Here is a 26695-nt window from a genome sequence, read left to right on the forward strand (position 1 = left end):
ATCAACGGGGGATGGAAGTCGAACGCGGGTTCGACGTGGGGTGGTGCGAATCGATGGGGTGCGGCTTCGTGCCTGCCGCGGCTGGGTTCAGGGCGAGAGTTCTTCCAGCGATCTGCCCTTGGTTTCCAGGGCGCACAGCAGGGTCACCGCCGCGCCGGCCAGCAACACGGCGGCGAAGGCGACGAACACGTAGCGCAGGCCGATGCCGGCGATGACCGCGCCGACCACCAGCGGGCCGCTGGCCGAACCCAGCCGCAGCCAGGCGCTGCCCAGGCCGGTGCCGATGGCTCGGATGCGGGTGGGGTAGAGCTCGGCCGAATACAGGTACAGCGAGAAGGTGATGGTCTGCACCGCGGCATAGCCCAGCGCGGCGAACACCAGCACCTGCAGCGCCGAGGTGCCGCCCAGCATCGCCAGCGCCAGCAACGGAATGCTGCCGGCGGCGAAGGCGATGACGTACCAGCGCTTGCGCCCGACCCGGTCGATCGACAGCGCGCACGCCACCGCGGCGGCGACGCCGGCCAGCGAGGTGAGGAAGCCGTAGGCGATGCTCTGCTGCAGGGACAGTCCGAAATGCTGGCGGTACAGCGTCGGCAGCCAGGTGATGAGGCCGTTGGCCACCAGGTAGGAGCAGAACCACAGGCACCAGATCACCAGGGTGCGCTTGAGATAGACGCTGCCGAACAGTTCGCGCCAGTCCGAGCGCTGCGCCTTGGGCAGCGCGCCGCGATCGAACACCGGCGCCGGCAACGGGCCGTGACGGCGCTCGGCGCCGCGCTCGAGCTCGGACACGATCGCGTCGGCCTTGTCGTAGCGGCCCTTGGACGCCAGCCAGCGCGGCGATTCGAACATGAAGAAGCGCAGCGGGATCAGGATCGCCGCGGGCACCAGCCCGACCATGAACATCGCCTTCCAGCCGTAGGCCGGCACCAGGAAGTAGCCGATGCCGCCGGCGGCGACCAGGCCCAGCAGGAACATCACCTCGTAGAGCAGGAAGAAGCGGCCGCGCTTCTTCGAGCCGATCAGCTCGTTGATGTAGGCGCTGGCCACCGGCACTTCGCCGCCGGTGCCGATGCCTTGCACGAAGCGGAACGCCATCATCGCCGCGGCGCCGCCGGCGAACAGGCAGGCGATGTCCATCGACACGAACAGCAGAATGGTGAACAGCAGGACGTGCAGGCGGCCGATGCGTTCGGCCAGCCAGCCGAAGAACACCGAGCCGAGCAACTGGCCCAGGTAGCCGGCCGACAGGATCATGCCGATCTGCCTCGCCGACAGATCCCACTCCTTGGCCAGCACCGGCATCGCGTAGGCGATGGCGATCACCGTGTAGCCGTCGAAGAAGGTGGCGGCGCCGACGATGTTGCGCGCCCACCAGACCTGGCGGGTGATGGGCAGGCGTTCGAGCCGGGCGCCGATCTCCGCCTGCGCCTCGGCGGGCGGCAGCGATCGGGCGGTGGCGGCATTGGCGGTGGTGGTGGGCATGAGCATCGTTGCTGCCTTTCGCAGGACAAGAAGAACCCGGCGCGGGCGCCGGGGCGTCCACGAAGCGGTCGGATTGCGGGGAACCGGGCGGACGCCCGGCCGGTCAGGTGCTGGGTGCGGTCACGGCGACGCTCCCGCTGGCCTGGATCGCGAAGGCGATGTCCTTGGCCGCGAGCAGGGTGGGTGGAAGGGCGGTGTTGAGCAGTTCGTCATGGCTGGTGCGCACCGACGGCGCGGCGACGCTGATCGCGCCGAGCGGATAGGCGTCGGCGTCCAGCACCGGCACCGCCAGCACGCGCAATCCCTCGGTCAGCATCGAATCGAGGATCACGTAGTTGTCGCGGCGGATGCGCGCGAAGGTGCCGAGCATGGCGGCGATCTCCGGGGCGTGCGGCGCCTGCACGTTGACCCCGGTCACCCGGGTCACTTCCGCCGGCGACAGATGCGCGAGCATGGCCAGGCCGATCGCGGTGCGGGTGCTGGGCACGGTGGTGCCGATGCGGATGTCCACGCCCAGCCGGGTGATGCCGGCGCGGACCCGCTCGATGTAGAGCACGTCGGGGCCCTGCAGCACCGCGAAGCTGGCCGCTTCATTGACGTCGCTGACCAGCGCGCGCAGCAACGGCCGCACCACGCTGCGCAGGTCGCGGCGGGCGATGGCGTGGAAGCCGAGGTCGAGCACCTTCAGGGTCAGGCGGAAGCGGCGGCTGTCGGGAAGGCGATGCACGTAGCCCAGCTCGACCAGCGTGTTGAGCATGCGGAAGGTGGTTCCCGGGTCGAGGTTGGCCAGCGCCGCGATCTGGCTCAGCGACAGTTCCTCGTGCTCGGAGGAGAACGCCTCGAGGACGCGAAAGCCCTTCGCCAGCGACTGCACGGTGCTGCGCAGTTTCTTGTCCGCCGCCTCGCTGCCGTCTTCGACGGCGCTGTCCACGGCGCCTGGGGAGATTGTCTTGGTCATCTGCGTTCCTGGTGGCCGTCGTACGTCGCCACAGCTTGCCGAACCGGCCCGGTGGTGTCGCTTGACAAGCGTTTTTCGGATTGCGAAAATAATTTCAAATCGATGTGGCAAGGTTCGCCAAGCGCTCCCGCGAGGTCAAGTTGCGGCGCAACATGCTGGGCGGACGTCGCCTGGCTGCGGATGTGCGCGGTTGTTGCTGGCGAGAGAGGCGCCTGGCGCTCGACGCGCTAGGCATCGCGGCATGGCATGACCTGTGCGCCGGCTGCGCCCCTGCGATGTCGGGGCGTTCTCCGTGCGTGATAGCGTCATTCTTCGACCCGCTCCATCGCGGCTCCAGGCGCGCGAGATGCGTCGACCACCCACGCGCCCACGCATTGCCCAGCGTCCATGCCGGATGCGTGAGCGATAGCGCCGCACCTCGATCAACGCGTGCAGCACCCAGCACCGCATCGCTAGCGGCAGGCCGCACGCGCAGACGAAGAGCCGCAGGCGCAGCGACGCGCGCGACAGAATGTTCGCGGGACGCGGGTATGGTCGGCGGGACAGAGGTTTGTCCCTGGGATGGGCCTGTCCTCGACCATCGGTCGGGCGCACCCACGCTGCTTCGCCGTGGCCTGCGCAGCGCGCGCAGACGCGCGTCAGCAGTGCGACGCGATCGTGCCGCTCAACGGGGTGGTGCCATCGGCGCGAAGCGCGGGCGGAGCGCCCCGTCGACCTCGACCTGCTCCAGGAACATCGCGTACGGTCGAACCCACAGCCCGCTGTCGTCGTACAGCGGTCGATACAGCACCATCGGCTCCAGCGTCTCGCTGCTGCGCACGACGCCGAGGACCTCGTATTCGCCGCCCTTGAAGTGGCGGTAACGGCCCAGGGCGATGTCGGGCAGGGGAGGGAGCGTGGGCATGGCAGTGTCGAGGTCGGGCGGGGAGGCGAGTGTAGCCGTCGTGCGCCGATCCGGTGGCGGCAGGCATGCCTTTGCACGCACGCGCATTGCCGTGCGACTGATCGCAATGCCTCGGCCGCGCGGCGCTCGCGCAGCGCGACGTGGGGGTTGCGGTTCGCCGTGTAGACATCGGTGCCCGCACTCCATGGCGCAAGCGTTGCTGGCAGACAACGGCGCGCGCTGGCGTCTAGCGTGGCGCATGCGCCGAGCGACCCGCCAGCAGCCGCAACCCCCTGCGCCGAAATGGTGGCAGACCGTGTCGTTCAAGCGCGCCGCCGCCGAGGTCTCGGCGGTGCTGGTGCTGGTCGGCGGCACTTACGGCTTCGTGCAGTACGTGGAGGTCAAGCCGCTGGAGCGGCGGCTGGCCGAGGCGCAGGCCGCGGCCTGCAAGCCGGCGCCCGTCGCGCCCCTGATCGAATTCGGTCTGCTGCGGGGCGATAGCCGCGTCATCTGGGACGGCGCATTGACGGTGACCAATGCGACCCGCGGCGAGGACGGCGCGAAGACGCGATTGCGGGTGACGCCGCGCAACGGTGCGGCGGTGGAGCATGCAGGGCTGTCGCCTGGCGACAGCTTCGATGTGCCGGTTGCGGGGCAGGGCACCTACCAGGTCCACCTGAAACGCAGCACCGTCGACTTCATCGAAGGGACCGTGTTGCATCGGCGCTGAGGCGCGTGTCGCTGCGCATGGCGGCGGCGCGCCTCACTGCGCCCGTGCGTTCTCCACGGCAATGCCGTTCTCGTACACGGTCAGCGTGCGTGCACGTCCCTCCGCCGCCGGCGCGAACACGAAGCGCAGGTCGCGCTCCTCGGCGAAGAAGCGTGTCGGCGTCTCGGCGCGCAGGGTCACGACGAGCGTGCCGGCGGTGAGCGTCAGATGGTCGCCATCCACCGCGACGCGGATCTCGCCGACGTGCCGGCCGAGGTAGCGGCCGGCGTAGCCGGCCAGCACTTCCCGGGCCAAGGTCAGGTGCGTGGCGGGCGCGACATACGCCACCGCGCCGTGCGCATAGCTGTAGATGCGGCGCATGCGCCATTGGCCGTCCAGCCACTGCCACAGGTTGGTGAATTCGGCCTGCCCATCCAGGCGCTCGGGCTCGCCATCCCGTTGCACGTAAAAGCGATGCGTGCCCGACAGCAATGCGAAACCACCGGCCAGCGGATGGAACTGCACACTGCTGGCGACCGCTTCGCGGGGCAGGCGCAGCGCCGGGTCGGCGCAGGGCCCCTCGCGCAGGGATTGCAGGACCGCCCGCCTGGTGGCGGTCAGGCCGGTCTTGTCGTGGTAGAACTCCACATCGTCGGTGAGCGACTCGGCCATCGCGCGCATGTCGCAGGCGTTGTAGGCCTGCCAGTAGCGCGCGTCGGCGTCGCGCACCGCCGCTTCGTCGCTGGCCGCCGCGGCCGCGGTACCGCTCAGGACCAACAGCGCGAGCAGCACGAGACTAGGAAGGCGCATGGCGAACTCCGGGAAGCGCGCGACGATTGCAGCGCATCGGCCTGCGCGTGGCGCGTGCATGAGGTCATGGGCACCAATGGCCTTGCCTCCCGCGCGGCAACGCATGCGCAATGCCGAGCCTACTGCGCTATTCTCGGAGGAATGACGAGGGGAGAAGGAGCCCGACCGTGAAATGGGTGGCTGCGTTTGGAGTGATCGTGGGGACGTCTTCCTGCCTGCCGATGGCGCGCGCCGATGCGGCGGACGAGCACGGCGAACGGCGCATCTCGCTGCCGGCGACACGGATCTTCCCGTGCCTCAAGGTCGGCTGTGGCGGCAAGCCACGCGTGGACGTGGTCGCGCAACTCCGCGCTGCGCGATAGGCACGGCTGGCATCAATTCGCTGAAACTCATGGTGCATGATGCAGTGGCGCATCGCCCGCTCCGATGGAATGGTGGGCTCGGGGAATCGGGCGAACCGGCCGATTTCCACATCCCTTCGTCCGGACCGTGGGCACACACGCGGCAGCCGGCGCGCATGCGGCCCCCGCGCTGGGGTCGCCCTCGTAGTCACCGATCGAACATGCGCGATCCGGGAGGACAAGGCTTGCCCATGGGCATGAGAAACGGCAGGGACAAGCCGCGATGAACACCGGTACGCCGCCGCCTGCGGACGCAAAAAACGATCCGGGGCCGGCACTGGCCGGGTTGCGCGTCGCGGTGGTCGAGGACGATCCGGAACTGCGCGCGATCATCCTCGATGAGCTGCGCCACGAAGGCGCGCAGGCGTTCGGCTTCGGCAGCGCCGAGGCGCTGTACCGGCATCTGCTCGGCACCGCCTGCGAGGTGGTGGTGCTGGACGTCGGGTTGCCGGGCGAAGACGGCTATTCGGTGGCGCGCTATCTGCGTCAGATCGTGCCGCATGCGGGCATCGTGATGCTCACCGGGCGCGGCGCCAACACCGACATGGCGCGCGGCCTCACCCAGGGCGCCGACCTGTACCTGGTCAAGCCGCTGGACGTGGAGCTGCTGATCGCGGCGCTGCTCAACCTGCGCAGGCGCCTGCAACCCGCGGTGCCGCCCACGGAGGCGACCACGCGCGACTGGCGGCTCAGCGACGATGGCTGGACGCTGTTCTCGCCGGAGCTGCGCTCGCTGGCGCTGACCGAGGCCGAGCGTGGCCTGCTCAAGGCGCTGTTCGCGCAGCGCGGCGCGCCGGTGGACCGCGACACGCTGATCGCTGCGGTCACCGATGCGCCCTGGGATTTCGATCCGCATCGCCTCGAAGTGCTGGTGCATCGGCTGCGCGCCCGGGTGACGACGGCGGTGGCGGCGACGCTGCCGCTGCGCGCCGTGCGCGGGCAGGGCTACCTGCTGGGCGAGACCGCCTAGCCGCCGCCGCCGCGCGCTGGCCGGGCACGCCGTGCCTGGCGCGCGTGCGACACACACACGCGGGCAGTGTCCGGGCGACTAGGCGATGGCGCTGCCTGGCATGTCGGTGCGCACCGTGGTGGGTGCCCATACCCATGCGCCACGCGCCGTTCGCACCCGACGCAGCCCGACGAGATTCTCGCGACGCCCCACATGGCGCCTGACACGCGCGCATCGGGCTGCCGGGCATGACGCTGCGGCCTGTGCGCCGACTGCGCCGGCAAGCCGCGCTACGCATCGCCAGCGCGTGCCACGCGCTGGCCGGTCCTGCACGATCGGTAGACAGATCGCACCCCATGCCGCTCGCGCGCCTGCGTTCGGCTCCCATCACAGACCCGCCACGGGTGCTGTCCCAGTGCCGTTGCGCCATGCGTCTCGTTGCGGGCGTGAGCAAGTGAGAGCGAACGCGAACCACTGCTACTGACTCCCCGCACCCCCCTGCGCAGAATCCGCGCCACCACACCGGCAGGCCCCGCCTGCGCGTTCGGAGTGGGTTCCGATCCCGATCGTCAGCACGCCCCGCACGGCCCAGGCCCGGGGCGTCGGATCGCGGGTCCGGTTTGCATGTTTGGGGAGAGAGAGGCACATGGATTATCTGATGCGCGGCAGCCGTGCGGCTGCGTTGCGGGTGTGGGCGCGTGTCGCCTGCGGCGACCACCGGGTCACGGGACTGGCTGGGCGACGCCTGCGGTTGTTGCTGGCCGTGCTGCTGGCCGCGCCCGCGCTGGCCGCGGCCGCGGACCTGCAGATCACCAACCTGTCCGACACCGGCTACGATCCGACCCCGGCCGGCGGCAACGTCGTCTACAGCGTCACCGTCGAGAACAGCGCCGCCGATACGGTCAACGACGCGGTGGTGATCTTCGACCTGCCCGCCGGCGCCCGCGCCGGCGCGCCGCTGCCGGCCGCCTGCAGCGTGGCCGCCGGCAACGCGCAGCGCATCGAGTGCCGGGTCGGCACCCTGGTCGGCACCTTCTCCTCCAACGGCGCGCCGGTAACCTTCCAGTTGCCGGTGAGCACGGTCGGCCTGGCCCCGGGCACGATCGAGATCCGCGGCGCGATCGGCGTGGAAAGCGGACTGCCGGCGGCGACGACGCCGATCGCCTCGCTGGCCGACGCCGATCCGTTCTTCGCCGGCGACAGCAACGCGGCCAACAACCGTCGCCTGGAAGCGACCACGCTGGAATCGGCGGGCGACCTGAGCGTGGAGAAGACCGCCACGCCGAATCCGGTCGTCGCCGGTGCCGAGGTCACCTACACCGTCACCGTGCGTAACGCCGGCCCCAGCGCCTCGGCCGGCTTCAGCGTGATCGACACGCTGCCGGCCGCGGTGCAGTACGTGGCCAACAGCTTCAGCGGCAGCGGCTGGACCTTCAACAGCGGCAGCATGACCGCCACCCACGCCGGCGCGCTGGCCAACGGCGGCAGCAGCAGCTTCACCTTCCGCGCCCGCGTCACCGCCGCCAGCGGCAACATCGTCAACACCGCGCGGGTGGAGGCCGGCAGCACGCCGGATCCGTTGCCCGACAACAACACCGGCAGCGTGACCACCGCAGTCAACGCCGGCGCCGACCTGGCGCTGAGCAAGAGCGTCAACCCGTCGCCGGCGATCTCCGGCCAGCCGGTGACCTTCAACATCCAGGTGCGCAACCAGGGCCCCAGCGCGGCGGTCAATCCGCGTTTCGTCGACAACCTGCCGAGCGGCTTCCTGGCCAGCGGCGGCACCGCGCCGGCCGGCTGGACCTGCACCAACAGCAACGGCAACGCCACCCGCACCTGCGCGTTGAACGGCAGCCTGGCGGTCGGTGCCGTGGCCGACTTCACCATCGACAGCACGGTGCCGGCGTCCGGCACCAACAGCAGCGGCGACGTCACCAACAGCGCCACCGCCAGTTCCGATACGCCCGACGCGAACAACACCGACAACACCGGCAGCACCACCTTCACCGTGCTCGCCGACGGTGCCGACCTGTCGCTGCAGAAGACCAAGACGCCGGCGCTGGTGCCGGTGTGGAGCGGGGTCGGCAGCGATCTGGACAGCCGCATGACCAGCACCATCGTGGTGCGCAACCTGGGTCCGCGCCCGGCCACCGGCCAGGTGCAGGCGGTGGATACGCTGGCCAGCGGCGAAGAACTGCTGCAGCCGGACGGCAGCGTGGCGCAGCCCGGCGTGCCGTTCGCCAGCGGCGCGTGGACCTGCGTCGTGGACCAGGCCTACAGCGGCGGAAGCGTGCAGCACGTGACCTGCGACCTCGGCGCCGGTTCGCTGCCATTGGCGGTGGGCGCGCAGGCGCCGACCCTGCAGTTGCTGACCCGCGCGCGCAGTTCCTCGGCCAACCTGCTCAACAACGCCTGCACCGGCGGCTCCGGCGGCTCGATCGAACCGCTGACCGGCAACGGCATCGACCGCGATCCGGTCACCGGCAACGATTGCTCGGGCGCGGGTACCCGCACCACCGACGAGCGCGCCGACCTGTCCATCGCCAAGCAGACCAATGGCGCCGGCACCGCCGACAACGTGCTGGCGGCCAACCAGGACACGCTCACCTACACCCTGACCGTGACCAACAACGGCCCGGACAGCACCACCGGCGTGGTGGTCAACGACACCGTGCCCGGCTTCGTCGGCGGCCGTACCCAGCTCAGCGTGATCACCACCCCGGCCGGCTGGACCTGCGGCATCAACGGCGCCTCGGTGGTGTGCCGCTCGGGCACCACCGCCCTGGGCAACGGCGCCAGCGCGCAGATCGTCATCCAGGTCAAGCGCGCGCTGTTCGACAGCTTCAACCAGCCCAACGGCACCTGCGGCGGCACCGCCATCAGCGGCGCGTTCTGCAACACCGCCGGGGTCGGCATCGATGCGGCCGTGGCCGGGTCGGTGGGCGAGCTCAACGGCAGCAACAACCAGGCCTCGGACTGGATCCGCATCGCGCGCGTGGCCAACGTCGCCACCACCGCCAAGACCATTTCCTCGGGCACGCCCGGCCGCGCCGGCGTCAACACCACCTACGTGATGTCCTACCTCAACCAGGGTCCGTCGACGGTGCCCGGGGTGATCTTCCGCGACGTGTTCACCCTGCCGGCCAACGACACCGGCTTCGTGCTGGTGTCCGCGCAGCGCACCGGCGCCGGCACCCGCACCTGCACCGCGACCGCCGGCGCCGGGGTCACCGTGACCGCCACCGCCGGCGGCAACTCCTACGCCAACCCGACCGGCTCGCCGGCGCAGGTCAGCGTGCAGTGCCCGGCGCTGGCCTCGATGACCAACCAGCAGACCGAAACCCTGCAGGTGGTGATCCGGCCCAACGTCAACAGCGGCAACACCGGCCGCCAGTTCGACAACGTCGCCGACTTCGTGATCGATCTCGATGGCGACGGCGTCGGCGACGCCACTGCGGGCACCGACGGCAACGGCAACACCTACGACTTCAACACCGACACCAGCGACGACAGCAAGAGCGCGCAGCTGCCGTTCGAGGCCGGCCAGGTCGACCTGATCACCAACAAGGTGGACACCGGCTTCACCGGCGGCGTGGACCCGCTCGGCTTCGACGCGACCAATGCCGCGGCGAACCTGATCACCTACCGCGTCACCATCCGCAACAACGGCCCGTCGGTCGCCACCGACGTGCGCCTGGCCGACACCTTCACGCCGCCGGCCGGCCGCACCGTCACCTTCATCGGCGCCTCGGCCACGCCGACCGGCACCTTCGATCCGGCCGCCTGTACGGTGACGTCCGGCAGCAATCCCACCGTGGGCGCTGCGCAGGTACTGAACTGCGTGATGCCCGGAATCGGCTTCAGCAGCAACGTCGCCGGCGTGGTCGCTTCCGGCCAGACCAGCACGCTGTACCTGCGCTATCGCTACGACACCCCGCCCGGCGCGGCCGGCGACACGGTCAGCAACCTGGCCATGGCCAGCTCGGCCGAGACCGACAGCAACACCGCCAACAACGACGCCAGCCAGGAAACCACGATCCGCGCCTCGGCCGACGTGGGCGTGAGCAAGCACGTGCTCACCACCGCGCCCGACGCCGATCCGGACGCGACGTTGCCGGCCAACGCCACTTCGGTGGGCCTGCGCCAGCCGTTCTTCTACGTCATCGACGGCATCAACAACGGGCCCGGCGCGAGCCTGTCGCGCGACCGCAGCGGCAGCAGCCCGCTCAACGGCACCGGCACCGTGGTCAGCGACACCCTGCCCGCCGGATTGGTGGTGGTCGGCCAGGTGACCTGGCAGAAGAAGGGCCCGATCCCGGGCGGTGGCGGCGGCGAAGTGCCCAACGGCACCGGCACCTGCAGCCAGGCCTCGGCCACGCTGACCTGCAACCTCGGCGACGTCACCGTCGGCGGCAAGCTGCGCATCGTGGTGCCGGTGCGCTGGGATAACTACCCGGGTGCGTCGGCGATCAACAACACCGCCACCATCGCCACCGAGCAGGTCGATCGCGTTCCTGCCAACAACACCTCCACCGTGCCGATCCTGGTCACCCGGGCATCGCTGGCCGGTACCGTGTTCGAGGACCGCGACCGTGCGGGCGGCAATGGCGGCGTGCGCCAGAACGGCGAACCCGGCATCGCCGGCGTCACCCTCGTGCTGAGCGGCACCGATGCCTACGGCAATGCGGTCAACCGCAGCACCACCACCGCGTCCGACGGCAGCTACAGCTTCGACAACCTGTCGGCGGCCGGCGCGGGCGGCTATACGCTGACCCAGACCCAGCCCACCGGCTACCGCAATGGCCCGGTGGATCCGCCGGCCGCCGGCGCCAGCGCGCCGTCGCTGGGCGGCACCTATGCCGCCGGCAGTCCCAACTCCAGCTACACCACGATCCCGGTCGGCGCGACCGATGCGGCCGTGCGCTACGACTTCCCGGAAGTGCGCCGCCCCAGCCTGTCCGGCCGGGTCTACGTGGACCTCAATTTCAACAACGTGCGCGACGGCGGCGACCCGGCGATCGCCGGCGCCACCGTGGAACTGCTCGATGCCGTCACCGGCGCGGTGCTGGCCACCACCAGCACCGACGGCAATGGTGCTTACCGGTTCGACGACCTGGACCCGACCCTGACCTACAGCGTGCGCGAGCCGCTGCCGGCCGGGCAGTACAGCAACCGTCCCAGCGCGATCAATCCCGGCCAGATCGGCGGCGCGGCGTGCGCGCCGGGCAGCTGCGTGGCCGGCACCGCGGTCGCTGCCCCCGGCGGCCCGGACGCGGCGAGCACCGACCGCCTCTCGCAGATCCAGCTGGGCGCGGGCCTGGACGGCACCGAGTTCAACTTCGGCGAGAACCCCAGCGGCAGCGCGATCCAGGGACGGGTCTGGCGCGACGACGACAACGACGGCGTGATCGACCCGGCCGAGACAGGCCTGGCCGACGTGGACGTGGTGCTGACCGGCACCGACCAGAACGGCCAGGCGGTCAACCTGACCACCAAGACCGACGCCAGCGGCAACTACAGCTTCCTCGGCCTGCTGCCGGGCACCTACACGGTGACCGAGCCGACCCAGCCGAGCGGCACCCTCAACGGCAAGACCGTGCCCGGCGACAAGGGCGGCACCGCCACCGGCGTGACCACCACGCCGTCGGCGATCGCCAGCATCGTGCTCGGCGCCAACCAGCAGGGCCAGCACTACGACTTCGGCGAAGTGGCGGCGGCGTCGCTGTCCGGCCGCGTGTACTACGACAACGACGACAACGGCGTGATCGGCAGCGACGAGTCGGGCATCGCCAACGTGCGCGTGGTGCTGACCGGCACCGACGATCTAGGCGCCGCGGTGCAGCTGAGCGTGCAGACCGATGCGCAGGGCCACTACCGCTTCGAGAACCTGCGTCCGGGCACCTACACGGTGACCGAACCCGATCAGCCCGCCGATACCCGCAACGGCCTCACCACGGCCGGCACCGTCGGCGGCGCCACGCGCGGCGTGGCGACCCCGCGCGAGACCGTGCCGTCGGCGATTTCCGCGGTGGTGCTGGCCCCGGGCGCGCAGTCGATCGACAACAACTTCGGCGAGATCGCCAACACCCCGGACCTGGTCGTCAGCAAGATCGCCGACCCGGTCAAGTTCACCGTCAACAACACCGCGCGCTACACCATCAGCGTGCGCAACATCGGCCCGCGTCCGACCGCCGGCGTGTACCAGGTGCAGGACCGCCTGCCGCCGGGCGTGACCCTGGCGGCGTTGCCCACCGGCAGCGGCTGGACCTGCACCGGCGCGGTCGGCGCCGATCGCTTCAGCTGCGATGCCAGCGCGGTGATCGCGTCCGGGCAGACCGCCAGCGAGCGCATCCAGGTGCAGGTCGCGGTCGGCGCCGCGGCGGCGACCGGCGCTCCGGTCAACAACGCGGTGCTGGTGCAGGGCGGCGGCGAAGATGCCGTGCACGGCCCGACGCCGGCCGAACGCGGCGCGTTCGAGGGCGACGTGACCCAACTGCCGGTGTGCGATCCGGCGATCACCCAGAACGCCTGCCGCCTGCCGACGCAGGTGCAACTGGCGGCCTCGCTCTCCGGCACCGTGTGGTTCGACGGCGGCAGCCAGGAGCGCCAGCTCGATGGCGGCGACCAGCGCCTGCAGGGCTGGACTGTGGAACTGGTCGATCCGGCCAGCGGCCAGGTCGTGCGCAGCACGACCAGCGCCGCCGACGGCAGCTATCGCATCGGCGACGTGATTCCCGGGCAGAAGTGGATGGTGCGTTTCCGCCATCCGGTGTCCGGCGCGGTGTGGGGTTGGCCGGTGAGCACGGAGAGCGCCTCCGCGGTCGCGCCGTGCGCCGCCGATACCGCCATGGCCAACGGCGGCGCCAGTTCGTGCCGGGTCAACGACGGCGGCAACAGCCAACTGGAAGTGGTGCTCAAGGCCGGCGAGAACCTGCCGCAACAGAGCCTGCCGGTGGATCCGTCGGGCGTGGTCTACGACGCGGTGACCCGCGATCCGGTCCCGGGCGCGATCGTGACCCTGGCGCCGGTCGGCGTGTGCGCCGGCTACGACCCGGCCACCAGCCTGCTCAACACCGGCAGCGGCGGCTACCGCATCGACGGCAACGCGGTGTCGATGACCGTCGGCAGCGACGGCGCCTACCAGTTCCTGTTCGGCCCGGCGGCGCCGGCGCGCTGCGAATTCCGGCTGATGGTGACCCCGCCGGGCGGCTACGTGTTCGTGTCCACGCTGATCCCGGCCGAGCCGCAGACGCTGTCGCCGTCCGGCGACACGGGCGATGCCACTGGCGGCGGCGCGCGCTACACCGTGCAGCCCGGCGCGCATGCGCCGACCGGCCCGGTCGGTCCGGCCACCCAGTACTACCTGACCCTGTTCGCCGGCTCGGGCACCGCCAACATCGTGCACAACCACATCCCGCTCGATACCGCGGTGGCCACCGGCCTGGCCATCACCAAGACCGGCGATCGCCAGACCGCCGAAGTGGGCGACACCGTGCAATACACCATCACCATCCGCCAGACCGCCGGCAGTCCGCTGCAGATGGTCAATGTGGTCGATCGCCTGCCGCGCGGCTTCACCTACATCGCCGGCACCGCGCGCGCCAACGGCGCGGCCGTGGCCGAGCCGCTGGGCCAGCCCGGCCCGACGCTGGGCTTCAGCGCCGGTCCGATCCAGGTCGGCCAGCAGATCGCGCTGAGCTACCGCGTGCGCGTCGGCGTCGGTGCGCAGCAGGGCGACGGCATCAACCGCGCCCAGGCCTACGGCTGCTCCATCGCCGGCGGCTGCATCGACCCGGTCGCGCTGCAACCGCGTCCCGGCGCGTTGCCGTCGAACCAGGCGCAGTACCGCGTGCGCGTCACCGGTGGCGTGTTCGCCGAGGAAGGCTGCGTGCTCGGCAAGGTATTCGTGGATTGCAACGTCAACCACGTGCAGGACCGCGAGGAACTCGGCATCCCCGGCGTGCGCCTGTACTTCGAGGACGGCACCTGGATGATCAGCGATTCGGAGGGCAAGTACAGCTACTGCGGCCTGCCGCCGAAGAGCCACACGCTGAAGGTGGATGCGTCCACGCTGCCGGTCGGCGCGCGCCTGACCACCAGCAGCAACCGCAATCTCGGCGATGCCGACAGCCTGTTCATCGACCTCAAGAACGGCGAGTTGCATCGCGCCGACTTCGTCGAGGGCAGTTGCTCCAATCCGGTGCTCGAACAGGTCAAGGCGCGGCGCACGCAGGGCGAGGTACGCGCGCCGGAAACCGAGACCGGCCAGGCGCCGCTGCGCTTCAGCAGCAAGCCGCTGCGCGCGCCGCAGCAGGCCACCGATTCGGCCGCGCAGTCGCCGATCGTCAAACCGCGCGGCACGCCACCGCCCGATGTCACCGTTCCCGCGGAGGTGCAGCCATGAGCCGGCCCGTCACGACGCGCCGCCTGCCGCGGCTGACCCTGCTCGCCTGCGCCCTGGCCGCGTTGCCGGCGCTGGCCCAGCAATCCGTCGGCAGCAGCCGTTTCACCCCGGTGCTGGGCGAGGCCGGCAGCTTGTATCCGCGCACGCCGACCAGCACCGATGCCGCCGCGCAGACCCTGGCGCCGCATGCGGGCGCGCTCGCCGCGTCGGGCATGGACCAGGTGCTGGTCGAGGTCGATCGCGATGGCGCGCCGGCCGACGGCCAGACCCCGGTGCACGTCACCGTGCGCCTGCTCGACGCCGCCGGCCAGCCGCTGCAGGGCGAGCAGTTCGCCACCATCGAGCACACCGGCGGGCGCATCCTGCTGCCGGGCTCGCGCACCGACGAACTGGGTCCGGGCGCGGCCGATGCCGACAAGGTCACCCCGGGCGTGCAGTTGCCGGTGCGCGACGGCGTGGCCGAGTTCGACCTGCTCGCGCCGGACCAGCCGCAGGACGTGGTGCTGCGGGTCAGCGCCGGCGGCCACAGCGCCGAAGGCACGATCGGCTTCGTGCCGGAAATGCGCGAGATGATCGCCACCGGCCTGATCGAGGGCGTGGTCAATTTCCGCCGCCGCGACAACAGCGGACTGATCGCCCCGGTCGACCACGACGACGTGTTCGAGCGCGACATCCGCCGCTGGGAGAAGCAGTTCAACAACGGCAAGGCCAACGCCGCCGCGCGCACCGCGTTCTTCGTCAAGGGCCGGATCAAGGGCGAGTACCTGCTCACCGCCGCCTACGATTCGGACAAGGAGGTGCGCGGGCGCCTGCTGCGCGATATCCAGCCGGAGGAGTACTACCCGGTGTACGGCGACTCCTCGCTGCGCGGCTTCGACGCGCGCTCGGCCGAGCGCCTGTACGTGCGCGTGGACAACCGCCGCAGCTACCTGCTGTACGGCGATTTCCAGACCGGCGACACGCTGGCCACCGCGACCGGCGTGGGCGCGCGCAGCAGCGTGCCGCAGCGCAGCCTCGGCACCTACAACCGCACCGCCACCGGCCTGGGCTGGCATTACGAAAACGCACGCGTGCGCAGCAACGTGTTCGCCATCCAGGATTCGCTGCGGCAGGTGATCGAGGAATTCGCCAGCCAGGGCAGCGGCCCGTACGCACTGCGCAACAACGCGGTGCTGGAAGGCAGCGAGCGGGTGGAAGTGGTCGTGCGCGACCGCAACCAGCCCTCGCGGATCGTCTCGGTGCAGCCGCTGGCGCGGTTGGTGGACTACAGCTTCGAGCCGTTCTCGGGGCGCATCCTGCTCAACCAGTTCCTGCCCACGTTCGACAGCAACCTCAACCCGGTCACGCTGCGCATCACCTACGAACTGGACCAGGGCACCGAGCGCTTCTGGGTGTACGGCGCCGACGGCCAGCTGCGGCTGACCGACGCACTGGAAGTGGGCGGGTCGGTGGTCGACGACCGCAACCCGTTCGCCGCCTTCCGCATGGGCAGCGTCAATGCCGGCTACCGCTTCGGACCGAATACCGCGCTGGCGGTGGAGTTCGCGCGCACGCAGAGCGAGATCAACACCAATTCCATTAACCAGATCGCCACCCCGGGCCTGCAGGATCTCAGCGGCCGCGTCGAAGGCGATGCCTGGCGGGTGGAGTTCGGCCACGACGGCGAGAAGCTCGACGCGAACCTGTTCGCCGCGCGTACCGATCCGGCGTTCAACAATCCCGCCTCGCCGCTGTTCGGCGGGCGCGGCGAGTACAACGCCAAGGTCGAGTACCACGTGACCGAGCGCGTGGACCTGTACGTCGAAGGCCTGCGCAGCGAGGACCGCAATCCCGACGGCGGCAAGCGCGATGCCGGCGGTGCCGGCGTGCGCGTCGGCGCCACCGAGAAGCTGACCCTGGATTTCGGCGTGCGCTCGATCCGCGAGACCGTCGGCGCGTATTCGCCGTGGTCCTCGGGCCTGGGCTATGGCAACGCCGGCGGGCTCACCGGCGGCTTCGCCACCGGCGCCGGTGGCGGTGCGCTCGGCTACGGCCAGCAACCGCTGGACCCGCTGACCGGCCTGCCGGTGATCGGCTCCAGCAGCGCCGTCACCGGCACCGCCAGCGACCTGCCGATCGGCACCCGGCTGGAGTCGGACAGCGCCCGCATCGGCGCCGGCTACCGGGTCGGCGAGAAGCTGTCGCTGGGCGCGGAATACGAGCAGAGCGTGTCCGGCGAGGACCGCAACCGCGTCGCCGCCGGCGTCGACTACCAGGCGCTGGAACGCACCCGCCTGTACGGCCGCTACGAGAAGCAGACCGGCCTGACCAGCGCCTACGGCATCACCACCACCGACCGCGAGGCCGATGCGCTGGTGTTCGGCATCGACACCAGCTACGTGCGCGATACCCAGGCGTTCTCCGAGTACCGCCTGCGCGATGCGATCAGCGGCCGCGACGTGCAGGCCGCCTCCGGCATCCGCAACACCTGGGACCTGCGCGAAGGCCTGCGCCTGAGCAGCTCGGCCGAACACGTCAAGGTGTACGACGGCAACACCGGCGACGCCACCGGCCTGGCGCTGGCGCTGGACTACAGCGCCAACCCGCTGTGGCGCGGTTCGGTGCGGGTGGAGCACCGCATCAGCGGCGACGTGCGCGAGACCGAGACCGACGAGGCGTTCAACACCACCCTGGTGCAGTTCATGCTGGCGCGCAAGCTCAGCCGCGACTGGACCCTGCTCGGCCGCAACTACCTGCTGCAGACCGACTACGCCGCGCGCGGCGACGTGCTGCAGAACCGCTTCCAGCTCGGCGTGGCCTACCGCGATACCGACACCAACCGGATCAACGCGCTGGCCCGCTACGAGTACAAGCTGGAGCGCGACGAGAGCGGGCTGACCCTGCTCGACGGGCAGGTGGTGGATGGCACCAGCCAGGACATCAGCAGCCGCGCGCACATCGTCTCCACCCATGCCGACTGGCATCCGTCGCGGCCGTGGTGGCTGACCGGGCGCGTGGCCGGCAAGTGGCAGCAGGACCGCTTCGCTTACGCCGACGGCGGCCGCGTGGACAGCCGCTTCCATGCGGTGCTGGTGTCCGCGCGCGTGGTCTACGACATCACCGAGCACTGGGACATCGGCGTGCTCGGCTCCGCGTTCCGCGGCCAGCTCGGCGCCAACCAGTACGCCTACGGCCTGGAAGTGGGGCGGCTGCTGCGGCAGAACCTGTGGCTGTCGGCCGGCTACAACTGGTCCGGCTTCGCCGGCGACCGCGACCTGACCGGCTACGAGTACACCCAGCAGGGCGCGTTCGTGCGCCTGCGCTTCAAATTCGACGAAGACCTGTTCCGCCGGGATCCGGTCCGTTACCGCGACCCGGCGCGCTGAGGAATCCCATGAAGACCACCACCCGCTTCCGCTCCATCCTGTCCCGTACCGTCGCCGCCGCCTTGCTGCTCGGCGGCTGTGCCGCGGGCACCGCGCAGACCCGGCTGCTGCCGCAGCAGCAACGCATCAGCGACGAAGCCATCGCTGCCGACCTGCAGGGCTACCAGTCCGTGCAGGACCGCATCCAGGCGCTCAACGACGGCGGCCGCCCGGTGCGCGACTACGCCTTGTCCAAGGCGCAATGCTGGCTCGACGTGTCCTTCCACGAATACACCCGCAACGACCGCAGCGCGTTCCCGCAGGGCGCGCTGAGCGAGTCGGAGAAACTGGTGCAGCTGATGGAGCAGGGCGCCACGACGATCCCGACCGAGACGCCGTTGGTCAACGACGCCAAGTACCTGCGCGACGACCTGTGGCAGCGCCTGCGCGCGCTGCACGGCCATGCGGGTTTCAGTTGCGCGCAGCAGGCGGCGGCCTGCGGCGAAGTCGAACTGGTGCATGCCGGCAACGAGTTCAACCAGCAGCAATGGCGGCATGCCAAGCCCTACATCCAGATCGCCGAGGACATGGTCAACGACGCCGAGGCGCTGGCGCGGCAATGCGACGGGCCGCGGACGCCGGAGACGCCCACGGCCGCGCCGATCCCGCTGGTGACCAACGTGCTGTTCGAGTTCGACCGCGACGGTTACAAGGACATCCGTACCTACTCGCTGGAAAGCCTGGATCGCGCGCTGGCACGCATCGCCGAAGAGAAGCTGACCCTGCAGCAGGTGGAGCTGGTCGGCCATGCCGACCGCATGGATGGCCGCGGCCACGACTACAACCAGGGCTTGTCCGAGCGCCGCGCGCGCACCGTGCGCGAACTGCTGATCGGGCGCGGCGTGCCGGCCGAGCGCATCCGTTACGAATACCGTGGCGACAGCCAGCAGGTGCAGCAGTGCGCCGGCGTGACCCCGCGCGCGGCGTTGCTGGAATGCCTGCTGCCGAACCGCCGCGTCGAAGTGCGCCTGGTCGTCGCCCGCGGCGACTGACGCGGCCACGCGCGGACAAAAGCCCCTCTCCCATCGGAGAGGGGTTGGGGTGAGGGTCCGACGCGAAAGCGTCTCGCGGAGTTTGGGGTGCACGAGGCTTCGCCCGTACCCCCATCCGCCCTTCGGGCACCTTCTCCCGAGGGGAGAAGGAACAGCCGAGCCCCCTCTCCCACCGGGAGAGGGGTTGGGGTGAGGGTCCGGCGCGAAAGCGGCTCGCGGAGTTTGGGGTGCACGAGGCTGCGCCCGCACCCTCATCCGCCCTTTGGGCACCTTCTCCCGAGGGGAGAAGGAACAGCCGAGCCCCTCTCCCGCCGGGAGAGGGGCTGGGGTGAGGGTCCGGCGCGAAGCGACTCGCGGAGTTGGTTGCACGAGGCTTCGCCCGTACCCTCATCCGCCCCTGCGGGGCACCTTCCCCCGAAAAGGGGGCCATGGTCCCGACGGGAGAAGGAACAGCCGAGCCCCTCTCCCATCGGGAGAGGGGTTGGGGTGAGGGTCCGGCGCGAAAGCGACTCGCGGAGTTTGGGGTACACGAGGCTACGCCCGTACCCTCACCCACCCCTGCGCGGCACCTTCTCCCAGGGAGAAGGGCAGCGCCGCTCAAGAATTCCCCCGCAGCGCCGCCATCGTGGAAGAGCGAAGTCGTTCCGCCGCCCGGACCGGGCCGTCCACGAGGTCACGCGCATGTTGTCCTTGCCACGCCTGCTGGGTCGCCACCTGGCCAAGTTCCTGTCCAAGCCGCGGCGCCACCACTCGCCGCTGCCCACCAGCCCGCCGGCGCTGCTGCAGGCGGCGCTGCGCAAGGGCGACGTGCTGCTGGTGGAGGGCAACAGCCGCTTCTCGACCGCGATCAAGTACCTGAGCCAGTCCACCTGGTCGCACGCCGCGCTGTACATCGGCGACCACCTGGGGCCGGCAAGCGACGAGGACGCGCCGACCTTCTGCGACGTGGACATCAACGTCGGCGTGCGCCTGGTCGGCCTGCGCGAGTTCGCCGGCCTGCACACGCGCATCTGCCGCCCGGTCGGGCTGGGCGCCGACGAGATCGAGGCGGTGGCCGACTACATGGTCAGCCGCGTCGGCAACAGCTACGACCTCAAGAACATCTTCGACCTGGCGCGCTACCTGATCCGCACCCCGCCGCTGCCGTCGTCGGTGAAGCGGCGCTTTCTGGAACTGGGCAGCGGCGAACCGACCAAGGCGATCTGCTCGACCCTGCTGGCGCAGGCGTTCGGCGCCATCCGCTATCCGATCCTGCCGGAGATCGGGCACGTCCCGCCTTCCGGCGCACAGGACGAAGAGATCCTGCACAACCGCCATCACAGCCTGTACCTGCCGCGCGATTTCGACGTCTCGCCCTACTTCAACGTGGTCAAGCCGCGGCTGCAGGCCGGCTTCGACTTCCATCGGCTGGTGTGGCACGAGGACGCCCGTGGCGACGCGGTGCTGCACCCTCGCGGCGCGGTACAGCACGCGCTGTAGCGCAGACCGGCTCGGCCCGGCGCATGCCGCCGTGCGACCACGGCGAGCGCGTGAAACAGGGCAATCAATCACAACGCTTCAGCTTTCCCGTCATGCGGGCGTCAAGTAGGAATGCCCCGCGGCCGATACCCCCGCACATATTCTGTTCCGAGGATCGCCATGAATCCCCTCCATTTCCTGCGACGCCGCGTCGCCAACCTGCCGATGGCGCGCAAGTTCGTCGTGCTGTGCACCTTGCTGGCGCTGGGCGTGATCCTGCTCGCGGTCGCCGCCGCGCGCCTGCAGTACCTGGACCTGGTGGATGCGCGCAAGCAGACCGTGAAGACCCAGATCGACATGGGCATGAGCGTCATCGAGCACTATGCCGCCAAGGCCAAGCGCGGCGAGCTCACCGAGGCGCAGGCCCAGGAAGCGGCCAAGTCGGCGCTGGCCGACATGAAGACCAACGGCGGCGTCGACTACTTCTTCATGCTCGACCCGCAGATGCGCATCGTGATGCATCCCAAGCGCAAGGTCGGCACCGACATGTCCGACTACAAGAGCGATGCCGGCGAGTACGTGTATCGCGATATCCAAGCCGCGGTGAAGAGCGGCGACGGCTTCAGCTACTACTCCGCGCCCAAGCCGGGCAAGAAGGAGCAGTTGCCGAAGATCAGCTACGCCAAGCTCTACCCGCAATGGAACTGGGTGCTGGTGATGGGCGTGTATGCCGAGGACATCCAGGTCGAGGCGCTGGGCTTCACCAAGATCCTCACCGTCATCGGCGCGGCGCTGGTCGCGTTGGTGGTCGGGCTGTGCTGGCTGATCGCCAGCGCCATCGTCACTCCGCTGCGTGCGGCCACCCGCACCGCCGAGGCCATCGCCTCCGGCCGCTTCGACAACGCCATCACCGTGGAGTCGCGCGACGAGACCGGGCAGCTGATGACCAGCATGCAGCAGATGCAGACCCAGTTGCAGCGCTTCAACGGCGAGATGCAGACCCTGGTGCAGCTGCAGCAGGGCGAGAACATCCGCCACCGCATGCCGGAGGACTTCCCCGGCGACTACGGCACCCTGGCGCGTGGCATGAACACCGCGCTGTTCGAGCACTTGGACGCGATCATCGAAGCCATGGAGATCATGGGCGAGTACGGCCGCGGCGACCTGCGCCGCGACATGCGCCGCCTGCCCGGCCAGCGCGCGGCGCTGCACGAGGCGCTGGACGCGGTGAAGACCAATCTGTCGGCGATCAACGGCGACATCGCGCGCCTGGCGGACGCCGCGGCGCGCGGCGATTTCTCCGCGCGCGGCGACGAGGCGCGCTACCAGTTCGCGTTCAAGGAAATGGTGGAAGCGCTGAACCGGCTGATGCTGCAGGCCGAGAACGGCCTGGCCGACGTCGGCCGGATCATGGGCGCGATCGCCGATGGCGACCTGTCGCAGCGCGTGGACGTGCGCTACGAAGGCGCGTTCGGCCAACTCGCCGACGCCGCCAACCGCACCGCCGAACAGCTCACCGCGATCGTGCAGGGCATCCAGCGCTCGGCCGAATCGATCAACACCGCCGCCGGCGAGATCGCCAGCGGCAACAGCGACCTGTCGGTGCGCACCGAGCAGCAGGCGGCGAGCCTGGAAGAGACCGCGGCCTCGATGGAAGAGCTGACCTCCACGGTCAAGCAGAACGCCGACAGCGCGCGTCAGGCCAATCAACTGGTGCTGGGCGCCGGCGAAGTGGCCGAGAGCGGCGGTCGGGTGGTCGAGGACGTGGTCACCACGATGGCCTCGATCAGCGCCGCCTCCGCGCGCATCGCCGACATCATCGGCGTCATCGACGGCATCGCCTTCCAGACCAACATCCTGGCGCTCAACGCCGCGGTGGAAGCGGCGCGCGCCGGCGAGCAGGGCCGTGGTTTCGCCGTGGTCGCCTCGGAAGTGCGCTCGCTGGCGCAGCGCTCGGCGGAGGCGGCCAAGGAGATCAAGACCCTGATCTCCGACTCGGTGCAGGAAGTGGAGCAGGGCTCGACCCTGGTCGGCCGCGCCGGCAGCACCATGGCCGAGGTGGTCGCGTCGGTGAAGCGCGTCACCGACATCATGGCCGAGATCTCCGCGGCCAGCGCCGAGCAGAGTTCGGGCATCGAGCAGGTCAGCAAGACGGTGATGCAGTTGGACGAGACCACCCAGCAGAACGCGGCGCTGGTGGAGGAAGCCACCGCGGCGGCGAAGAGCCTGGAGGACCAGGCCTCGGAGCTGACCCGTGCGGTGGCGGTGTTCCGCCTCGCCGGCGCCGCGCAACCGCTGGCGCCGCGCGCATCCGCGCCCGCCGCGCCCGCGCAGGCCAGGGCGCCGGTGCGTCCGCTCGCCGCGGTGCGTGCGCCGGTCAAGCACGCGCCGGCCGCGCGCCCGCCCACACGCGGCAAGGCCAGCGGCGCGCTCGCGGAAAGCTCGGAGTGGGAAGAGTTCTGATCTGCCCTGTCGCCGCGGCGGCGAACGCGGTCGTTACGACGATGCCGATGCGTGTATGCATCGGCATCGTCGTTTCTGCAGTGCGACGTCCTGCGCGACCGCGGTTGTCGGGGCCGGCACAGTCTTGGCGGAGGATCCCATGAAGCGCGGCGATGATGGCGCTGGGGTAAGCACGCATCATCGTGAATCCAAACGCACACGGGCGCGGCCCTAGTCCGGCGGCGAGGACTTGCCACGGCCGCGACACCATTGCGGCAACGCGCCCACCACACGGCAGAGCGATCACGCTCTCGTGCAAACCCCGGCCGCGCACCGCCTCTGTAGGAGCGGCTTCAGCCGCGACGCCTTCCATGAACCCCATCGCAGGCAAAGCGCCACCCGTGCGTTGCATCGGCTGAAAGCGCATCGCTGAATGTTCATCAGTCCATCCACAACACGCGCACCTGGATCAATGCCGCGCGCTCGACCTCGCTAGGTTGCCCTCAAGGCGAGGAAAACGCGCCGCGTCTCGAACGCACCCCACCGACAACCCTCACGCCTCCTCTTCGTCCTCTTCCTCGTCCGCCTCCATCGCATCGCCCGCCCCAACCGCATCGGCGTCCACCGGCTCCAGCAAGGTGTAGTCGTTGCGCTCGCGATGCCGGTAGGCCGAGGACACCGGATACGCCAGCAGCTCCGGCTGCGGCGCCCGCGCCAGAAACGCCGCGGGAAACAATCGCGGGCCGCGCAGCCAACTGCGCCAGCGGTCGCCTTCCAGGAAGATCGGCCCGTCCGCGGTCAGCGGCGCCGGGATCGCCGGATTGGCGTGGGTCAGCACACTGAAGCTGAGCAGCGCCGGTTCGCCGCGCTCCCAGCGTTCCCACAGGCCCGCCGCCAGCAGGACCTGCCCCTCGGCATGATGGATGTAGTAGGGCTGCGCCGGCTTGCGGCTGCGGTCCCACTTGTAATAGCCGGACAGCGGAATCACGCAGTGCTGGCGCTCCCAAGGCCCGGCGAAGATGCGGCTGCGCGCGGCGCGCTCCAGCCGCGCGGTGACGGTGGTGTAGGGCGTCTCCGGAGTCTTCGACCAACGCGGCACGATGCCCCACAGCATGCGCTGTACCTGGGCGCTGCCGTCCTCGCATACCAGCACCGAGGCGACGTCGCCCTGGCCGAGGTTGTAGTGATCCGGGTACGCCGCGAGCGCGTGGCGCAGCGGCGGATCCAGCCGCGCGGGCAGGTCGTCCTCCACGCCGAAGGCCTGGACGAAGCGTCTCATCGGTGGCTCGCGTTGCGCATACCCGAACCTTAGTCGGAGGCGGACAAGCGCAGGTGAAGAACGCCTAGCGCGCGCTTCGAACCCGGACCGAGCCGGCGTGATGCGAGCGCGTGGGGTCGTGCGCGTAGCGCTACGACGTGCCGCTTCTTCATCCGCTTTTCCCGCGTCGATGTGCAAAGTGTGCATCGCCCATCGCCGCCACGGGTGCGGCACCGCCAGGAGATGCCGAGGCATGTTCTTCAAGCGCAATGGTCTGTCGCTGGTGTTGTTGGGCCTGACCCTCCTGTTCATCGGCGGCCAGGCGCTCAGCGGCCAGCATGCCTATAACGACGAACTGCGCCAGCACGGGCAGGCGCCGCTGCTGCTGTGGGATTACCTGCACAGCGGCCATTTCATCGGCGCGTTGTTCGAGAACTGGGAAAGCGAATTCCTGCAGATGGGCATGTACGTGCTGCTCACTGTGAAGCTGCGCCAGTGGGGATCGGCGGAGTCGCGGCCGTTGCCGCCGGAGACGGAGGACGAGACCATCGCGCCGGGCACCACGCCCTGGCCGGTGCGCGCCGGTGGTCTCTGGCTGAAGATGTACGAGCACTCGCTGGCATTGGCGTTCGGGGTGTTGTTCGCCACCAGCTTCGTGCTGCACGCGCTGGGAAGCTGGCGTCATGAAGTCGCCGAACGCGCACTGCAGCACCAGCCGCCCATCTCGTTCCTGCAGCACCTGGGCGGCGCGGAGTTCTGGTTCGAGTCGATGCAGAACTGGCAGAGCGAATTCCTGGCGGTGCTGTCGTTGGTGGTACTCACCATCTGGCTGCGGCAGAAGGACTCCCCGCAATCCAAGCCGGTGTCCGCGCCGCATACACAGACCGGTAGCTGACAGGGCTGGTAGCCAGGCAACGCATTCGCCTCATCGATCCGCGTCGCGTCCATTTGGCGGTAGCGGCACAGCGGTGCCGCTACCGTTCCCGCGGTTACGGTTCCAGCGAGACATTGCCCTTGGTGGAGCCGGCGCCCGGACCCGCGCCAAGATCGGCGCCGGTGGTCGGGTCGCTGTCCGGCTGCGACATCGTGCGTGCCGCCAAGGCCTGCAGCGCGCTTTCCTCGGCCGGGCTGAGGGCCCACGCTCGGCACGCCGCTGCCGCCGTCCACCGCGGCCTGACGATTGCGGTCGGACACCTTTTCCCACTGGCTGCCGCTGTTCCAAGGACCGTTGATGTCGCCTTCGCCCTGCGACATGTCGTAGAACTTGTCGGTGAACGCTGGGTCGCCCGGCAACTTGCCAGGCGGGAAGTTCGGCTCGATCGCGTACAGCGCCTTCTCGAACGACTTCTGGTGCGCCACCTCGCGGGTCATCAGGAACTTCAGCGCATCCACGATGCCCGGGTCGTCGGTGACGTTGATCAGGCGCTCGTAGACGATCTTCGCGCGCGCCTCGGCGGCGATGTTGGAGCGCAGGTCGGCGGTCGGCTCGCCGATCGAGTCCACGTAGGCCGCGGTCCATGGCACGCCGCTGGAGTTGACCAGCGCCGGCCCGCCGCCGTACAGGATCTGCTGGGTCTGGCTGGTGTTGTTGTTCAGGGTCAGATTGCGCATTTGCTCCGCATCGGCCATGCCTTCGGACAGCACGGCCTTCGGCCCCTGGTTGAGCATGGCGATGATCGAGCCGATGATCTCCAGGTGGCTCAGTTCCTCGGTGGCGATGTCGTAGAGCAGGTCCTTGCGGCCGCCGTCGACCTCGCCGATGGCCTGGGTGAAGTAGCGCATGGCCGCGGCCAGTTCGCCTTGCGGCCCGCCGAACTGTTCCAGCATCAGCGCCGCCAGCGCCGGATCGGGTTGGGCCACACGGACCGTGTACATCAACCGCTTGTTGTGCATGAACATGGGGAATCTCCTGGAATGCCGGCCACGGCAAAGCCACGACGGCGTGGGTCGACCACACCGTCGTGGCCCGTGGGGCGTCTGGGATGAAACGCGGCGCCGAGGATCGGCGCCGCGGTACCGCGGTCAGGCCGCGGCTTTGCGCTTCTGCGCGGCGTCCTGGTTGCCGCCTTGCTCGGCGAGCAGGGTCAGCTTCTCGTCGGTGGACTTCTCTTCCTCCAACGTTTCCAGCAGCAGCTTCAGCGCGTCGGTCTTGCCAAGTTGCTTGGCCATCGCCGCCAGCGTGCCGTAGGAGGCGATCTCGTAGTGCTCGACCTTCTGCGCGCCGCCGATCAGCGCCGCATCGCGCACCGGGCCGGCCTCGATCGAGTCGATCACTTCCTTGCCTTCCTCGACCAGGCCCTCCATCGCCGCGCATTTGATGCGCTTAAGGCGCAGGTCGAGGATCTCCACGATCTGGTCGATGCGCTCGACCTGGCCCTGGGTTTCCTCCAGGTGCGCCTCGAAGGCGGCGCGCAGCGCGGGATTGGTCGCGGCGCGGGCGAGTTTCGGCAGCGCCTTGGTGAGCTGCTTCTCCGCGCTGTAGATGTCGGACAGTTCGTGCAGGAACAGTTCGTCGATGGTCTTGATGGCCATGTCGATGCGT

Annotated in this window: 15 protein-coding genes and 1 pseudogene; 9 read left to right on the forward strand and 7 right to left on the reverse strand. The window is 69.9% G+C overall.

Features of this window, described 5'->3' with window-relative positions; translation table 11 throughout:
• Positions 1–87 precede the first annotated feature (87 nt).
• The 3 genes from AB3X07_RS03630 to AB3X07_RS03640 all read right to left on the reverse strand — a co-directional run bounded on the left by AB3X07_RS03630 (position 88) and on the right by AB3X07_RS03640 (position 3347).
• The gene (locus AB3X07_RS03630) at positions 88–1485 is read right to left on the reverse strand and encodes an MFS transporter (RefSeq protein WP_369942835.1); all 1398 of its coding nucleotides are present in this window, start codon (positions 1483–1485) and stop codon (positions 88–90) included.
• 103 nt (positions 1486–1588) lie between these two features.
• Entirely contained in the window at positions 1589–2443 is an 855-nt protein-coding gene (locus tag AB3X07_RS03635; protein ID WP_369942837.1) for an IclR family transcriptional regulator, read from the reverse strand.
• A gap of 664 nt (positions 2444–3107) precedes the next feature.
• A complete protein-coding gene (locus tag AB3X07_RS03640) occupies positions 3108–3347 on the reverse strand; it encodes a DUF1653 domain-containing protein (RefSeq protein WP_369942839.1) in 240 nt (79 codons plus the stop codon).
• 184 nt (positions 3348–3531) lie between these two features.
• On the opposite strand from AB3X07_RS03640, the gene AB3X07_RS03645 reads away from it, so the two are divergent.
• Positions 3532–4056 (forward strand): hypothetical protein, encoded by a 525-nt coding sequence (locus tag AB3X07_RS03645; protein WP_369942841.1) that lies wholly within the window; start codon positions 3532–3534, stop codon positions 4054–4056.
• Positions 4057–4089: 33 nt separating this feature from the next.
• Here the strand turns inward: AB3X07_RS03645 and AB3X07_RS03650 are convergent, their stop codons facing one another.
• The gene (locus AB3X07_RS03650) at positions 4090–4950 is read right to left on the reverse strand and encodes a DUF4440 domain-containing protein (RefSeq protein ID WP_369942843.1); all 861 of its coding nucleotides are present in this window, start codon (positions 4948–4950) and stop codon (positions 4090–4092) included.
• Between the two features lie 92 nt (positions 4951–5042).
• On the opposite strand from AB3X07_RS03650, the gene AB3X07_RS03655 reads away from it, so the two are divergent.
• From AB3X07_RS03655 to AB3X07_RS03685, 7 genes are all read left to right on the forward strand, one after another.
• Positions 5043–5207 (forward strand): hypothetical protein, encoded by a 165-nt coding sequence (locus AB3X07_RS03655; protein ID WP_369942845.1) that lies wholly within the window; start codon positions 5043–5045, stop codon positions 5205–5207.
• 262 nt (positions 5208–5469) lie between these two features.
• A complete protein-coding gene (locus tag AB3X07_RS03660; protein ID WP_369942847.1) occupies positions 5470–6216 on the forward strand; it encodes a response regulator transcription factor in 747 nt (248 codons plus the stop codon).
• A 625-nt stretch (positions 6217–6841) separates the two neighbouring features.
• Complete coding sequence (locus AB3X07_RS03665; RefSeq protein WP_369942848.1) at positions 6842–14599, forward strand: SdrD B-like domain-containing protein; 7758 nt, start codon at positions 6842–6844, stop codon at positions 14597–14599.
• On the forward strand, positions 14596–17964 hold the full coding sequence (locus AB3X07_RS03670) for a hypothetical protein (protein WP_369942850.1): 3369 nt from the start codon (positions 14596–14598) through the stop codon (positions 17962–17964). The genes AB3X07_RS03665 and AB3X07_RS03670 overlap by 4 nt, the downstream gene beginning before the upstream one ends.
• Positions 17965–17972: 8 nt before the next feature.
• Complete coding sequence (locus AB3X07_RS03675; protein ID WP_369942852.1) at positions 17973–18995, forward strand: OmpA family protein; 1023 nt, start codon at positions 17973–17975, stop codon at positions 18993–18995.
• Between the two features lie 681 nt (positions 18996–19676).
• Positions 19677–20474, forward strand: a complete 798-nt coding sequence (locus AB3X07_RS03680; protein ID WP_369942854.1) for a lipo-like protein — start codon at positions 19677–19679, stop codon at positions 20472–20474.
• Positions 20475–20651: 177 nt separating this feature from the next.
• Complete coding sequence (locus AB3X07_RS03685) at positions 20652–22916, forward strand: methyl-accepting chemotaxis protein (RefSeq protein WP_369944641.1); 2265 nt, start codon at positions 20652–20654, stop codon at positions 22914–22916.
• Positions 22917–23448: 532 nt separating this feature from the next.
• Here the strand turns inward: AB3X07_RS03685 and AB3X07_RS03690 are convergent.
• Positions 23449–24174, reverse strand: coding sequence for an SOS response-associated peptidase (locus tag AB3X07_RS03690; RefSeq protein ID WP_369942856.1), 726 nt, complete (start codon positions 24172–24174; stop codon positions 23449–23451).
• A 232-nt stretch (positions 24175–24406) separates the two neighbouring features.
• On the opposite strand from AB3X07_RS03690, the gene AB3X07_RS03695 reads away from it, so the two are divergent.
• Positions 24407–25048 carry a DUF6766 family protein gene (locus tag AB3X07_RS03695; protein WP_369942858.1) on the forward strand — a complete coding sequence of 214 codons (642 nt, stop codon included), beginning with the start codon at positions 24407–24409 and terminating at the stop codon, positions 25046–25048.
• Between the two features lie 94 nt (positions 25049–25142).
• On the opposite strand, the pseudogene AB3X07_RS03700 reads toward AB3X07_RS03695, so the two are convergent.
• Both AB3X07_RS03700 and AB3X07_RS03705 read right to left on the reverse strand, forming a co-directional pair.
• Positions 25143–26052 (reverse strand): annotated as a pseudogene (locus AB3X07_RS03700) (manganese catalase family protein).
• A gap of 123 nt (positions 26053–26175) precedes the next feature.
• Positions 26176–26685: a ferritin-like domain-containing protein gene (locus AB3X07_RS03705; RefSeq protein WP_369942859.1), complete on the reverse strand. Its 510-nt coding sequence runs from the start codon at positions 26683–26685 to the stop codon at positions 26176–26178.
• Positions 26686–26695 lie beyond the last annotated feature (10 nt).

The organism is Xanthomonas sp. DAR 35659 (assembly GCF_041242975.1).
GTDB classification, from domain to species: domain Bacteria; phylum Pseudomonadota; class Gammaproteobacteria; order Xanthomonadales; family Xanthomonadaceae; genus Xanthomonas_A; species Xanthomonas_A medicagonis.

Coding starts and splice junctions, on each gene's coding strand:
- AB3X07_RS03670 (WP_369942850.1), top strand. CDS start 14,596: ATGAGCCGGCCCGTCACGACGCGCCGCCTGCCGCGGCTGACCCTGCTC.
- AB3X07_RS03695 (WP_369942858.1), top strand. CDS start 24,407: ATGTTCTTCAAGCGCAATGGTCTGTCGCTGGTGTTGTTGGGCCTGACC.
- AB3X07_RS03635 (WP_369942837.1), bottom strand. CDS start 2,443: ATGACCAAGACAATCTCCCCAGGCGCCGTGGACAGCGCCGTCGAAGAC.
- AB3X07_RS03640 (WP_369942839.1), bottom strand. CDS start 3,347: ATGCCCACGCTCCCTCCCCTGCCCGACATCGCCCTGGGCCGTTACCGC.
- AB3X07_RS03675 (WP_369942852.1), top strand. CDS start 17,973: ATGAAGACCACCACCCGCTTCCGCTCCATCCTGTCCCGTACCGTCGCC.
- AB3X07_RS03680 (WP_369942854.1), top strand. CDS start 19,677: ATGTTGTCCTTGCCACGCCTGCTGGGTCGCCACCTGGCCAAGTTCCTG.
- AB3X07_RS03690 (WP_369942856.1), bottom strand. CDS start 24,174: ATGAGACGCTTCGTCCAGGCCTTCGGCGTGGAGGACGACCTGCCCGCG.
- AB3X07_RS03660 (WP_369942847.1), top strand. CDS start 5,470: ATGAACACCGGTACGCCGCCGCCTGCGGACGCAAAAAACGATCCGGGG.
- AB3X07_RS03705 (WP_369942859.1), bottom strand. CDS start 26,685: ATGGCCATCAAGACCATCGACGAACTGTTCCTGCACGAACTGTCCGAC.
- AB3X07_RS03645 (WP_369942841.1), top strand. CDS start 3,532: ATGGCGCAAGCGTTGCTGGCAGACAACGGCGCGCGCTGGCGTCTAGCG.
- AB3X07_RS03630 (WP_369942835.1), bottom strand. CDS start 1,485: ATGCCCACCACCACCGCCAATGCCGCCACCGCCCGATCGCTGCCGCCC.
- AB3X07_RS03650 (WP_369942843.1), bottom strand. CDS start 4,950: ATGCGTTGCCGCGCGGGAGGCAAGGCCATTGGTGCCCATGACCTCATG.
- AB3X07_RS03665 (WP_369942848.1), top strand. CDS start 6,842: ATGGATTATCTGATGCGCGGCAGCCGTGCGGCTGCGTTGCGGGTGTGG.